12 protein-coding genes are annotated in these 12,558 nt (G+C 66.5%); 4 read left to right on the top strand and 8 right to left on the bottom strand.

Translation table 11 applies throughout. The annotated features are described in order from the left end of the window. Positions 1–378: 378 nt before the first annotated feature. Positions 379–1,311, bottom strand: coding sequence for a patatin-like phospholipase family protein (locus O3656_RS09090; RefSeq protein ID WP_500063685.1), 933 nt, complete (start codon positions 1,309–1,311; stop codon positions 379–381). Between the two features lie 28 nt (positions 1,312–1,339). Beyond that, positions 1,340–1,813 (bottom strand): GtrA family protein, encoded by a 474-nt coding sequence (locus tag O3656_RS09095; RefSeq protein WP_500063725.1) that lies wholly within the window; start codon positions 1,811–1,813, stop codon positions 1,340–1,342. 693 nt (positions 1,814–2,506) lie between these two features. Between O3656_RS09095 and O3656_RS09100 the strand changes: the two genes are divergently transcribed. Further along, complete coding sequence (locus O3656_RS09100) at positions 2,507–4,858, top strand: S9 family peptidase (protein ID WP_500063687.1); 2,352 nt, start codon at positions 2,507–2,509, stop codon at positions 4,856–4,858. A 70-nt stretch (positions 4,859–4,928) separates the two neighbouring features. Here O3656_RS09100 and O3656_RS09105 read toward each other — a convergent pair whose 3' ends face one another. Further along, positions 4,929–6,275: a hypothetical protein gene (locus O3656_RS09105; protein ID WP_500063689.1), complete on the bottom strand. Its 1,347-nt coding sequence runs from the start codon at positions 6,273–6,275 to the stop codon at positions 4,929–4,931. 132 nt (positions 6,276–6,407) lie between these two features. Between O3656_RS09105 and O3656_RS09110 the strand changes: the two genes are divergently transcribed. Next, a complete protein-coding gene (locus O3656_RS09110) occupies positions 6,408–7,565 on the top strand; it encodes a ribonuclease H family protein (RefSeq protein WP_500063691.1) in 1,158 nt (385 codons plus the stop codon). A 41-nt stretch (positions 7,566–7,606) separates the two neighbouring features. Here the strand turns inward: O3656_RS09110 and O3656_RS09115 are convergent, their stop codons facing one another. The 5 genes from O3656_RS09115 to O3656_RS09135 form a co-directional block, all read right to left on the bottom strand. Next, a complete protein-coding gene (locus tag O3656_RS09115) occupies positions 7,607–7,873 on the bottom strand; it encodes a hypothetical protein (protein WP_500063692.1) in 267 nt (88 codons plus the stop codon). Positions 7,874–7,998: 125 nt separating this feature from the next. Continuing rightward, positions 7,999–8,811 (bottom strand): amino acid ABC transporter ATP-binding protein, encoded by an 813-nt coding sequence (locus tag O3656_RS09120; protein ID WP_500063694.1) that lies wholly within the window; start codon positions 8,809–8,811, stop codon positions 7,999–8,001. After that, the gene (locus O3656_RS09125) at positions 8,799–9,476 is read right to left on the bottom strand and encodes an amino acid ABC transporter permease (protein WP_500063695.1); all 678 of its coding nucleotides are present in this window, start codon (positions 9,474–9,476) and stop codon (positions 8,799–8,801) included. The genes O3656_RS09120 and O3656_RS09125 overlap by 13 nt, the downstream gene beginning before the upstream one ends. Continuing rightward, positions 9,457–10,116 carry an amino acid ABC transporter permease gene (locus O3656_RS09130; protein WP_500063697.1) on the bottom strand — a complete coding sequence of 220 codons (660 nt, stop codon included), beginning with the start codon at positions 10,114–10,116 and terminating at the stop codon, positions 9,457–9,459. Before O3656_RS09130 ends, O3656_RS09125 begins: the two co-directional genes overlap by 20 nt. A gap of 88 nt (positions 10,117–10,204) precedes the next feature. Next, entirely contained in the window at positions 10,205–11,107 is a 903-nt protein-coding gene (locus O3656_RS09135; protein ID WP_500063698.1) for a cysteine ABC transporter substrate-binding protein, read from the bottom strand. Between the two features lie 249 nt (positions 11,108–11,356). Here O3656_RS09135 and O3656_RS09140 point away from each other — a divergent pair, with 249 nt between their 5' ends. Both O3656_RS09140 and O3656_RS09145 read left to right on the top strand, forming a co-directional pair. Continuing rightward, positions 11,357–12,145: an AzlC family ABC transporter permease gene (locus O3656_RS09140; protein ID WP_500063700.1), complete on the top strand. Its 789-nt coding sequence runs from the start codon at positions 11,357–11,359 to the stop codon at positions 12,143–12,145. After that, positions 12,142–12,471 (top strand): branched-chain amino acid transporter permease, encoded by a 330-nt coding sequence (locus tag O3656_RS09145; protein WP_048676435.1) that lies wholly within the window; start codon positions 12,142–12,144, stop codon positions 12,469–12,471. Before O3656_RS09140 ends, O3656_RS09145 begins: the two co-directional genes overlap by 4 nt. The last annotated feature ends 87 nt before the right edge of the window (positions 12,472–12,558 follow it).

Here is a 12,558-nt window from a genome sequence, read left to right on the forward strand (position 1 = left end):
CGCCGATTTTGGCCCACTTTCCGCACGCAGGGAGAATCTTTTCACGCTCACGCCAATAACAAGCCACGCAGGGAGAACTTTGTACCGCACGCGGGGCCTGTGCCGGTACAAAACTCTCCCCGCTCGCAGCCCCGGCAGGCCCAACCGGTACAAAACTCTCCCGACACGCAGCCCCGTCGGCCCACCCGGTACAAAACTCTCCCGGCACGCAGCCCCGTCGGCCCACCCGGTACAAAACTCTCCCAGCACGCCCAAAATACCCCTCTTCAGCGCATTTTGCGCCAGCAGGGAGAGTTTTATACCGCGTCCGCCACCACCAGACCAAGCAGGGCGAAAAAAGTCACGCACGGGCCGCGCCAAGAGAGGCGGGGCAAGCCCTTACAGCCCCAGGAACGCCTTGATCGCAGGCATTTCGCGGACGGCCTGGACCAGGCCGGCACGGTAGGTCGCCTCCAGGCGTTCGCGCCGCGATTCGGTGTTGTTGATCCACAGGTTGTCGGGTGCAAACACGTAGGCCTGGCCTCGTTCCTCGAGCTCGAAGAGGAAGCGGCGGCCCGCGTTGTAACGGTCGGTGCGCAGGGCGACGCCCTCGAAGACGGACGGGAATGAATGGTAGGCGGTGCGCAGGAGGGCGCCGACACTGGCGGGCATGGGGTCTTTGACGAAGTCGCGGGGGCGGGTGAGGACGACGAGGAGCTTGCGGTATCCCTCGCGCAGGGGCTGGTCGAAGGGCAGGCCGCCGTTGGGGCCGAGCGCGCCGTCGACGTAGGTGTCGCCGTCGATTTCGACGGGGGGCATGAGGATCGGCAGCGTGGAGGATGCGCGCACGATGGGTCCGAGCTTGTCCAGTGTGCTCATTTCTTCCTTGGAGAACCAGCGTTCTTCGCCGCGCGAGGCGTTGAAGGTGGCGACGCGGGTGGTCGCCGGGTTCGCCAGGAAGGTATCCATGTTGAAGGGCAGGACGCCATCGGGGTAGCAGATCTGCTGGTAGATGTACTCGGCGTTGAAGTAGCCGTGTCCCTTGCGGAAGTGCTTGAGGCCGCCGAACTCGGGGTCTTCGACGAGGTCGACGAAGGTGTCGTGGGAGCGTTGAGCGTCGCGGGAGGTGAAGTTGCACAGGTGGCTGGACCCCGCGGAGACTCCGGAGATGTGGGGGAAGTTGATGCCTTCGGCGATGAGTCGGCTCACGAGCGCGGCCGTGTAGGCGTTGCGCATGCCGCCGCCTTCGAACACGAGGGCGGTGTCGTCGATGGTGACCATCGTGGCGATGGATTCTTCGGGGGTCGGGTAGTGCTCTGGCGTTTCCTTCACGTTTCGACCCTACCGCCGCGCCTTGAACCTACGCGCGCGTATGTCCTGTAAAGACCACGTAGTGGTAGAAGAGGAAGCGGAAAGCTGTGCCCAGGGCGAAGCCGACGACGTAGGCGGCGATGTTGTCTGCCAGCGCCGAGGTGTACCCGAGGATGTGGTGGGTGAACAGGAGGCAGAACTGGGTGATGCCGATGCCGCAGGCGTTAGCGAAGAAGAAGAGGACGGCTTCGCGCGTGGCGTTTGCCTGGGTGCGGCCGCGGTAGGTCCACAGGCGGTTGGCGATCCACGAGTAGAGCGTGGCGGTCGCGGCTGCAACGAATTGCGCGGTGTTGGGGTGGCCGGCGAGCACGCCGAGCGGCCCGTGCTGGAGCAGGTTGAACAGTCCGGCGTCGACGATGTACGCGGTGGCGCCAACCATGCCGAATTGGATGAATTCGCGCACCCAGGCGAGGAGTCGCTCGGTGAGGCTCAGGGACGAGGCTGGGGCCGCTTCCTCGTTCATCTGTCCGCGCGTGCCGGGCTGAGTGAGGGACGAGGCCGGGGCGGGCTCCTCGTTCACCTGTCCGCGGGCGCCAGCCTGAGTAAAAGGGGCGGAGGGGTCCGCGAGCGCCGCGGGTTCACCGACGGGGGCCGCGGGGGCGAGCGCGGCGGGTTCACCGACGGGGGCCGCGGGGGCGAGCGCGGCGGTTGCGGGCTCAAGCACAGGGGCCGCGGGTTCGAGCGCGGCGGATCCGCGCGAGGGAGCTTGTTCGTCGTTCACTCCCCTAGTGTCGCACGCTCACAGAACAGCCTCTTCCGCCATATACCAATCCCGCCCCCAAATTTCGCATGCAATTCCCTTTCTCTCCTTTCCGCCTACCGCCCACAAACCGCAGAATTCCAACGATCTGATTTCAAGATTTGAAAGACACGCGAGGGAATTGCATGCGAGATTTTTGGGGAAGCATGCTGGGTCAGACCTAGGTCAGACCTGGGCGGTGGGGAGACCCCGTGTTTCCGTGCTACCCCGACGACCCAGGCCACACCACAAATCGCACAGGCACCACACCACTCCACAGGCCACGCCCCCACCCCGACCCGCCATCATCCCAGGCTACATCAGGCGCCGCCCCGGGCCGCTCAACCACCCGCCACGCCCGGGCCCGCACGCCACCAGCCCGCACCCGCGGCGAACCGGACCACGCCCGCCTCTAAGATGGTCCCCATGACTGAGACGACCCCGCACACACCCCCCTCGCCACACACTCCCCCGGTGGCTCCGAAGCGTTACGGGTACCGGGTGCGCGACCAGTTCGGGCAGCATTTTGATGACCCGTGGGATTGGTTGCGCGACGGCGGCAACCCCGAGGTGCGCGCACACCTGGAGGCGGAGAACGCGTGGGCGGACGCGATCACGGCGCCGACGCGCGAGGCGGCGGCGCGCCTCGTGGAGGAGGTCAAGGCCTCCACGGCGCTCACCGACGTGACGGTTCCGATCCGCGAGGGTGAGTTCTGGTATTTTCGGCGTTTCGCGGAGGGCCAGTCGTACGCGACACATCACCGCGCGCCGGTGGAGCGCGACGAGGCCGGGGCGCCGATCCCGCTCGTCCCCGTTCCGGGCGTGCCAGCGCGGGGCGAGGAGCTCCTCGTCGATGAGAACGAGTGGGCGCGCGGGCAGGAGTTTTTCCGCCTGGCGGACCTGTACCCGTCCCCGGATGGGCGCCTGATCGCGTGGGCGCGGGACACGAGCGGGGATGAGCGCTACACGTGGGTCGTGCAGGAGGCCTCGGGCAGGGTCATCGACGAGGCCGTGGTGGACGCCGGGTACGGCTTCGCGTGGGCGGATGATTCCGCTTCCTTTATCTACATGGGCGTGGATGACGCGTGGCGCGCGTGCGACGTGTGGTTGCACCGCGTGGGCTCGCCTCGCGAGGACGACGAGCTGCTGCTGGTCGAGCCGGACGAGGGCTTCGAGATGGGGTTCGCACCCTCGGGTTTCCCAGGACACGTGGTCATTCATTCGTCGTCGTCGACGGCGGGCCGCGCGTGGCTGTGGCTGCCCGCCCACCCGTCCGTGCGCCCGCTGCCGCTCATGCCGGTGCGCCCGCGCACGCTGGTGTCGGCGGATTCGGCCGGCGACCGCCTGTTCCTCGTGCATACGGGGCTGACGCAGGAGGGCTCACTCGCGCAGGCGATGCTGCCCGCAGGGGGTTCGCCCGAGGCCTTGGCACAGTTGGGCGTTCCTTCTTCCTCCGTGTACAGCCGAGGGGCCCTGGCAGATCGCGCGCCGGGCACTCCCCTGCCGGAGGTTGAGCCCGCGCCCCTCACCCCCTTCGAGTCGTGGGAGCCCCTGCGTAGCCCCGACCCCGGCGAGCGCATCACCGACGTCGAGGCCCACGCACACTACGTGGCGCTCTCGCTGCGTTCGGACGCTCTGACGCAGGTTGACATGTGGGACCGCCGTGAGCCCTCGCCTACGTGGCGGCGCGTGGAGGTCAATGCCCCGGTGCGCACGATCACGACCGTGCCGACCCCGTGGACCGATCCGCTGCGCGTGGAGTTCCAGTCGCAGACCGTGCCCCCGACGGTCGCCGAGGTTGCTCTGCCGGACCCGGCCCCGGCCTCGTCCCCCGAGAACCCCGAAAGCGCGGCGCTGAGCGTGCGAACCCTGCGCACCCGCGAGGCGCCCGGCTGGGACCCCGCCGAGTACGTTGAGGAGCGTGTGTGGGTGCTCGCGCGCGACGGCGCGACCCGCATCCCCGTGACCCTCATCCACCATCGCGACGCGCGGCCGGACGGCACGCACGCGGGCTGGCAGATCGGGTACGGCTCGTACGAGGTCAGCTACGACCCCGAGTTCGAGACCCTGCGCCTGCCGATCCTGCGCCGCGTCGTCTACGCGATCGCACACGTGCGCGGCGGCGGCGAGATGGGCCGCGCATGGTACGAGGACGGCAAGGAGCTGGTTAAGGAGCACACCTTCACGGACTTCATCGATGTGGCCGACTGGCTGGTCGACTCTGGGTGGGTGGCGCCCGGCCGCCTGGTCGCGGAGGGCCGCAGCGCCGGAGGCCTCCTCATGGGCGCGGTCACTAACGCCGCCCCCGACCGCTTCCGCGCGATCCTGGCGGGCGTGCCCTTCGTGGACGCGCTCACCACGATCCTGGACCCGTCCCTGCCGCTCACCGTCGGCGAGTGGGAGGAGTGGGGCAATCCGCTCTCCTCGCGCGCCGTGTTCGACGCGATGAGCCGCTACACGCCGTACGAGAACGTGCCCGACGGCGCGCTCCTGCCCGCGATCATGGCGACGACGTCGGTCAACGACACGCGCGTCGAGTTCGTCGAGCCCACTAAGTGGGTGCAGCGCCTGCGCGAGGCCACCGGCCAGGTTCCCTCCACGGACGAGCCCAAGGGGTCTACGCCCGCGCGCGACCCGCGCGAGCGTCCGATCATCCTGCGCACCGAGATGGTCGCCGGGCACGCTGGTCCCTCCGGGCGCGAGGGCCGGTGGGCGGCACGCTGCGAGGAGTTCGCCTTCGCGCTGGGCCAGGTGGGCGTCACGGTGTAACAGGTGGGGCGTTCTTCGTTGGAAGACCGCCCCTCTCGCGTTGCGTCACTGTGCCGCGCGGGTACACGCGTTACTGCGCGCCGCCGTCCCATCCCGGGCGCAGGGCGAAGGACTCAATGCTGCGCCTGTACCCCATCAGCAGATGTCGCTCCACGAGGTAGCGCGACATTGTGCCCGTCGTCAAGAGCACACGCTTGCCGCCCCCATCCCACGGCTGGTACGAAAGAGTGAGGACGTCCTCATCATCATTCTGCTCGAGCGCATACACACCGGTCTCGCTCACCTGGAATACCGCTGGGTTGCGAGTTTTCTCCGATGGAATCGAGAAAAGGTGCCTGGCGTTGCCGCTCGTCACGTCAACCGCGTAGGCGTTCCCTTTCTTTGTCACAAACCGGTACTCATCCCCCACCCGGATCGCTTGAGAATAGTAGAGGAAATTATCCTGATCCGTTTCGATGGGCTGTCCTGCTTCATCGAGTACAGGAATGATCGTGCGCTGCCCTGTAGTCAGATCCCATCGCTGCAGGACCAAAACCCCATCGAATGGGTGCCTTGTGCCATTACGCACAGCGGCTGGGTCTTCCTGCTGAATACTCAGCACCGTGATGACGTTCCCGTCGCACGGAACACTCATCCGACCCGTCAGCAGGCCATCAATCGCAGGTGCCACCGCAAGGAGTCGGGGAACATCACCAGTGGGTTCATCGATCTGAATCACAGCAGCAACATTCTCCGGCATGTCACCGCCCGACTGGGCTGCATAGGCCTCGAACGCCGCCGACCTGATGCTCTCAGAATCCTCAGTATCAGTGATCCCAACGATGTGCTGCCCGCACTGCCCAATCGACCCACTAGTATCGGGGATTTCCGTCGTCTCAATGCGCCCATTAGGGTGGATCGTGTCGACCTTGATCCCCCTGCCCAAATCTACGACAGCAATTCTCCCGTCCGGGAGCGAGAAGCGTTGATGCTCAGCGATCGACGGTTGTTTCACATCGATCTCCTGCGTTCCCTGATCGGTCGTCACATATTCCTTATCCGGCGCCCCAAAGGAGAGACCGCGTTCATTCCACAAGAGAGCGGAAATGCCGTATCTCTTAGCCTCGATACGGGTCGCCTGCCCCCGCCCCTGCGCGTCCAGCAGCACGATCCAGTTGTCTTCCGGCGGGTCCGGAAGTCCCGCCGAGAACTTTCCCTGGCTCAGCCGCACAGCAATCACCGCATCCCCCACACTCAGCTGAGCGGCCCGCGTCTCCGTCACCTCCCCCTGAGACATACAGCTCGACAGCAGCATGACGATCGACAGTGCTGCCGCACCGATGCCGCACCGGCGCACGCGCTTGCGACTGAGCAACCCCCTGCGGGTCTTCACACGGCTACCACCGGTAAGCGGCTCGTCAGTATGCGCCTTCATCATCCTGATCCATTCTCGTCACTGCGTCGAAGGCGCATCATACGCCCGCTCCCGAGTCTAGGGCACGAGGCCTGGGTGGCCCCGGCCTCGTCCCCCTTTCCGATCAGGGGAGCGCGATGCCGATAGGATGAGTGCATGACGATTACGGCGGCGGCAGACGGTTCTTCCCTCGGCAATCCCGGGCCCGCGGGGTGGGCCTGGTACGTGGACGAGGACACGTGGGACGCTGGCGGCTGGCCGCAGGGCACCAACAACCTGGGCGAGCTGACCGCTATTCTGCGCCTGCTTCAGGCCACCGCCGAGACCGGCGAAGAGCTGCACATCCTCGCCGACTCCCAGTACGCGATCAACGTCGTGTCGAAGTGGCGGCTCGGCTGGAAGAAACGCGGCTGGACGAAGGCCGACAAGAAACCCATCAAGAACCTGGAGCTCATCCAGGAGATCGACCGCGCCATGGAAGGGCGCCGCGTCACCTTCGAGTGGGTGAAGGGCCACGCCGGGCACCGCATGAATGAGCGGGCAGACGACCTCGCGCGAGGGTGCGCCGAGGCCTACCAGGCCGGTCGCACGCCCGAGCCGGGCCCAGGGTTCGGGGGTGTTGCCCGCGGGTCGCGCGGGTCTGCGTCTACGGATCGGGCGCACGGGGGCGCTGCCGCTGGGCGCGCGGTGCCCGCGTCGGTCGAGGTGCGCGACGCTGTGGAGTCCGGCGCGAGCACACCTGCCGAACAGCAACACACCGAGGCCGACAGGGCCGCCGCTGTGCCCGCACGCCCGAGCGAACATGCGGAGGAACCCGCAGCTGCGCCGACATCTGCGTCCGCTTCGCGCAGCGCCTCTACCGACGAGGCCACCGCCGACAGGGCCATGACATCGACTTTTCGTTCCCATCCCAGTGTTTTCTCCGCGCCCACCGAGGCGAGCGAACCCGCGGAGGAGGCCCCGGCCTCGTCCGTGAGTGAACCCGCGATCACCACGGAGGACGCGGTCGCCCGCGAGCGCGAGTTCATCCTGGCGTGGACCGGCGGCGACGAGGTGGCGCTGGCGGGGATGACGGACGCGCGCACGACGCGCATTTGGCCGGGCGGCGGCGCGACCACGACGCTGGCGGGACCCTCGCCTGCCTCGCCGTCCATTGGCCGCATCGACGCGCACGACCTGGGCGGGTCGTTCCTGACCCGCTACCGGGTGCGTTGGGAGGGCGGCGCGTCGCTGGAATCCAGTGTGTGGGCACCGGCGACTTCTGGTGAAGTGCGCCTGATCATGGTGCACCACCAGTCGACGCTGATCGGCTAAAACGGGAAGTTCTGTCGCGGGTGGACTCTGCGCGCGCGTTCTCAACTCGTGCGCGCTCCGGGCACGACAGTCGCATTCTCTCCAAAAGTCGCATGCAATTCGGCCACCCGAATAAACGGCACCGCCCACAAACGTTGCAATTCCAACGACGTGAATTCAATGTTTGAAGCAATCTCAGGAGAATTGCATGCGACATTGTTGGGAAACCGCTCCATGGCCGTGGCCGCGGCGAGGAGAGGTTGCATCTCAGCAGCCAGTGCACGCGTCCCGGCCCAATCCAGCCCCTTATGCGGATAGGTTATGCGCATGTGGATAGGTTATGCAGATGTGGATAGGTTATTAAGGTATCCGCATCGTCGTAACCTATCCGTATCTTCATAACCTATCCGCATAACCGTTTCCTATCCGCGAGGAGCCCTACCACACCACACCCTCACAGCTTGGCGCCCTCGAAGCTGAAGATGTCAAGGAACTTGCGCGCACGATCCGATGAGGGGTCCGCGAAGAACTTGCGCGGCGGGTCGACCTCGACGATGCGGCCCTCGTCCATGAAGACGATGCGGTCGGCGATCGCGCGGGCGAAGCCCATCTCATGCGTAACGATGAGCATGGTCATGCCGGTGCGAGCCAGTTCGAGGACGACGTCGAGGACCTCGCGCACCATCTCCGGGTCGAGGGAGGCGGTGACCTCGTCGAGGAGGAGGATCTCGGGGTTCATCATGAGCGCGCGCACGATGGCGACGCGCTGGCGCTGGCCGCCGGAGAGCTGGCGCGGGTAGTCGTCGGCACGGTCAGCCAGGCCGACACGCTCGAGCAGTTTCAGTGCCCGCGCGCTCGCGTCGGCGCGCGATTCTCCCGCGACGAGGCCGGGGGCGAGCGTCAGGTTCCCCATGACGGTCAGGTGGGGGAAGAGCTCGTAGGACTGGAAGACCATGCCGATGCGGCGGCGGACCTCGGGCCAGGACACGCCGGGCGCGGCCAGGTCGGTCCCGTCGAAGAGGATCTGCCCGGAGTTGATGGGCTCGAGGCCGTTGATCGTGCGCAGGAGCGTGGACTTGCCGCAGCCGGAGGGGCCGATGATGACGACGACTTCGCCGTCGGCGACGTCGAGGGAGACGCCGCGCAGGGCGTGGTGCCCGCCCGGGTAGGTCTTGTCGAGGTCGACGAGGCGCAGCTGCGGGTTTTCCACGGACGAGGACGTGGCGCGCTCGGGCGAGGCCGCGGTGTCGGAGGTCAGTTCTGCCATGTTTTCTCCATGTGGCGTGAGAGGAGCGAGATGGGCCAGCAGATGAGGAAGTACAGCGCGAAGATCAGGCCGTAGATCCACAGCGAGGCGGTCGGGTAGTTGAAGCGGTTGGCGTCGATGATCTGCTGTCCGACTTTGAGGACTTCGACGACGCCGATGAGGACGACGAGGGAGGTCGTCTTGATCATGCGGGTGATGAGGTTGACGGCCGGGGGCGCGAGAGCGCGCAGGGTTTGCGGCAGGATCACGCGGCGCATGGTCTGCCTCGGGGTGAGTCCCAGAGCGTAGGCGGACTCGTACTGGTGGCGCGGGATCGAGATGAGCGCGCCTCGCACGAGGTCGCCCATTTCGGCGCCGCCCCACAGGGTGAAGACGAGGACGGACGCGGTGATGCCGTCCAGGTTGATCCCCGCGACGCGCGTGAGCCCGAAGTAAGCTACGAACAGGAGGACGAGCTGGGGCATGATGCGCACGAACTCGAGGTAGAGCTGCATGAGCCAGCGCAGGGCTCGCCAAGGCGAGCGCATGCCGAGGCCCACGAACACGCCGAGGATCAGGGACAGCACGACGGACAGCGCGGAGATGCCGACGGTGACGCCCAGGCCCTCGAGGATGCGCACGAGGTTGCGGCCTTCGAAGATGACGTTAATTCCCAAATCCACCACGGCGCACCTTCTTTTCGATGAGTCGGGCCGTGATGGACACGGGCAGGAGGATCACCAGGTAGGCGAGAACCAGGAGGATCAGCGCTTCGGAGGTGTTGTAGGACATGCCGATGAGGTCTTTCGCGACGTACACGAGGTCGGGCAGCGCGACGACGGAGACGACGGAGGTTTCCTTGATGAGGAAGATGACGTTGGCGGCGAGCGGCGGCACGGAGGTCGCGATGGCCTGCGGGAGGGCGACGTGGCGCAGCGTCTGCGTGCGCGTGAGGCCGAGCGCGGAGGCGGACTCCCACTGGATGGTGGCGATCGAGTCGAGGCCGGAGCGCAGGGCTTCGGCCATGTAGGCGCTGCCCAGGAAGATCAGGCCGACGATCGCGCAGGTCTCGCCGCTCCACTTGATGCCCACGCGCGGCAGGCCAAAGTAGATGAAGAACAGCTGCACGAGCAGCGGCGTGTTACGCGACAGTTCGACGTAGGCGGCACCGATCTGAGAGGCGATCGGGATCCGGTAGTGCCGGATCGCAGCCACCAGGAGGCCGACAGCGAGGGAGCCGACGATGCCGATGGCCGCGATCCTCAGGGTGAGGATGGCGGCGTCGACGTAGAGGGGCGCGTATCGCGCCAAAATCTCAAGATTCATGAGCGAAATCTGGGACGAGGCCGTGGCCGCGTCGGGCGATCACCCGCGGCGGGCGGACCCGAGAGCGAGCCACGGCCTCGTACCTGTGTCAGTTGCTGGAGGTGGTATCCACGCCGCCTTCGACGACCAGGTCGTCGGGGGTCGCGGCGTCACCGTAGACGGGGGCGAGGGTCTGCTCGTAGTCCTTGTGGAAGAAGTCTTCCTTGCCGAGCTCGACGAGTTCGTTGTTCAGCCAGTCGAGGAGGGCGGTGTTGCCCTTCTTAACGGCGGCAGCGATGTAGCTGGTCTCGCCCAGGCTCTTGATGCCGACGCTGAAGCCGGGGTGCTGGATGGCCCAGGCGAGGACCTCGGTGTTGTCGGTGGAGAAGGCGTCGCCGCGGCCGTCCTCGAGGGCCTGGTAGGCGTCGGAGTACTGGTCGTACTTCTGGAGCTTGACCTCGGGGTGGTTGGCCTCGAAGTAGGCTTCGGCGGTCGTGCCCTTGGTGACGATGAGGGTCTTGCCGGCCAGCTGGCTCACGTCGGTGATTTCGGCCGAGGTGGGCGAGACGACGCCGAGGGAGACCTTGAAGTAGGGGTTCGCGAAGTCGACCTTTTCGGCGCGCTCGGGCGTGACGGTGAAGTTCGCGAGGGTGATGTCGACCTTGTTGGAGGCGAGGACCTCGGTGCGGGCGGCGGCGTCGACGGGGACGTACTTGGCAGTCACGCCCAGGTCGGCGGCGATGCGGTCGCCGTAGACGACGTCGTATCCGGCGGGCTTGCCGTCGGCGTCGATGTAGCCGAAGGGGGCCTTGTCGGAGAAGATGCCGATGACGATTTCGCCGGCTTCCTTGATCTGCTCGGGGCTGCGGTCGCCGACCTGCGCGCCCGTCGAGGAGGACGAGGAGGTGGACGCGCCACCGGAGCATGCGGCCATGCCGAGGGCTGCGACCATGGCGACGGCGGCCGTGGCGAGTCGAAGGAATGGCTTCTTGCGTGCGTGAGTGGCGCTCATGAGGGCTCCTGATCTGCGGGATTGAATGAAGGACGCCGGGGTGTTCTTCCTCGGCGTTGGTGTCGATGCTTCCACCGCTGGCGCGCATTTGCGAGGGGTATTTCCCGTTTTGGAACTATGTGACAAACGAGCGCGGTGACAAACCGCGGAATTCCGGGCCAGGACCAAAGGCCCAACAAAACGTGGAAGTCGTCACGCTACGGTGCGCCCGCTCGCAATTGGACGGATTGGCACGCGAAAATTGCATCCATGCCCAAGCTACCGCGCACCGTGAACCTCCCCGTGCCGGCTAGCCCTACCCGCCGCGAGATCCTCGAGGGCCTGCGCATCACGGCACCCGTGGCCGCGGGATACATCCCGCTGGGCCTCGCGTACGGCGTTCTCGTCATCCAGCTGGGCCTGCCGTGGTGGCTGGCTCCGGCTCTGTCCCTGTCCGCTTACTCGGGGTCGGCCGAGCTGCTCGTCGTGACCCTGGCGGCGCAGAATACGCCGCTGGCCGTCATCGCGGTGACGATGCTGCTGGTGAACTTCCGCCTCCTGTTTTTCGCGTTCTCGTTCCCACTGCACGTCATCGAAGGGCGGTTCGCGCGCTTCTTTTCGATGTACGCCCTCGTGGACGAGGCCTACGCGCTGACCGCCGCCCGCCCGAACGGGTGGACGAAGCCTCGCCTGTTGGCGATGCAGGTTCTCTTTAACCTGACGTGGGTGACGTCGGCCCTCGTGGGCGTATTCGCGGGTTCCTTGATTCCGACTCAGATCGAGGGCCTGGATTTCGCGCTCACCGCTTTGTTCATCACGCTGACGCTGGACGCGGCGCGCACGAGGCGCGAGCTGCCCTCGATCCTCCTGGCGGGCGCGTCATTCGCGGTCGCCATGGTGGTGGCACCCACCCAGCGCCTCCTGGTGGCGCTCCTCCTGTTCGTCGCATGCCTGGTGGTTCGTCACATCCTTCACCGCCGAGGCATCCTGCGGTCCGCGGATTCGCCTGCCTCGGCCGATGGGCCCGGTCGCGTAACCCGGGAAGGGGGCGCGCAGTGACTCCGACGCTGGGCTACCTGCTGGCACTCCTGGTGATTGTCTTCGTCATCGACTTTACGTTGCGGGCTCTGCCGTTCAAGATCCTGGAGCCGCTGCGCGACTCGCGCTTCGTCTCCGACATGGCGGTGTGGATGCCGCCCGGCATCATGCTGATCCTGGTGCTCTCTACACTGTCGCAGGGCGCGCAAGCGGCCGGCGAGCGCTGGTGGGCGGCGCTGGTGGCGACGGGCGTGACGGTCGCGGTGCACCTGTTGAGCGGCCGCAAGCTCCTGTGGAGCGTCGGCATTGGAACGGTCTGCTACGTCGCGCTGCTGAACTGGCTCTGACGAAATAGCGCTGACGAACTGGCTGTCACCCGCTGGCTCTGAGCCGTCTGGCTCCAGCTGCCGGGCCCATGAGTGAGGACGCAGACA

This window comes from Pauljensenia sp. 27098_8_83, assembly GCF_041432695.1.
Classification (GTDB): Bacteria; Actinomycetota; Actinomycetes; order Actinomycetales; family Actinomycetaceae; genus Pauljensenia.

Excerpts from the sequence above, each read along its gene's own strand:
- O3656_RS09095 (WP_500063725.1), bottom strand. The coding sequence starts at position 1,813 with ATGAACGAGGAAGCGGCCCCAGCCTCGTCCCTGAGCCTCACCGAGCGA.
- O3656_RS09100 (WP_500063687.1), top strand. The coding sequence starts at position 2,507 with ATGGTCCCCATGACTGAGACGACCCCGCACACACCCCCCTCGCCACAC.
- O3656_RS09105 (WP_500063689.1), bottom strand. The coding sequence starts at position 6,275 with ATGATGAAGGCGCATACTGACGAGCCGCTTACCGGTGGTAGCCGTGTG.
- O3656_RS09110 (WP_500063691.1), top strand. The coding sequence starts at position 6,408 with ATGACGATTACGGCGGCGGCAGACGGTTCTTCCCTCGGCAATCCCGGG.
- O3656_RS09115 (WP_500063692.1), bottom strand. The coding sequence starts at position 7,873 with ATGCGCATAACCTATCCGCATAAGGGGCTGGATTGGGCCGGGACGCGT.
- O3656_RS09120 (WP_500063694.1), bottom strand. The coding sequence starts at position 8,811 with ATGGCAGAACTGACCTCCGACACCGCGGCCTCGCCCGAGCGCGCCACG.
- O3656_RS09130 (WP_500063697.1), bottom strand. The coding sequence starts at position 10,116 with ATGAATCTTGAGATTTTGGCGCGATACGCGCCCCTCTACGTCGACGCC.
- O3656_RS09135 (WP_500063698.1), bottom strand. The coding sequence starts at position 11,107 with ATGAGCGCCACTCACGCACGCAAGAAGCCATTCCTTCGACTCGCCACG.
- O3656_RS09140 (WP_500063700.1), top strand. The coding sequence starts at position 11,357 with ATGCCCAAGCTACCGCGCACCGTGAACCTCCCCGTGCCGGCTAGCCCT.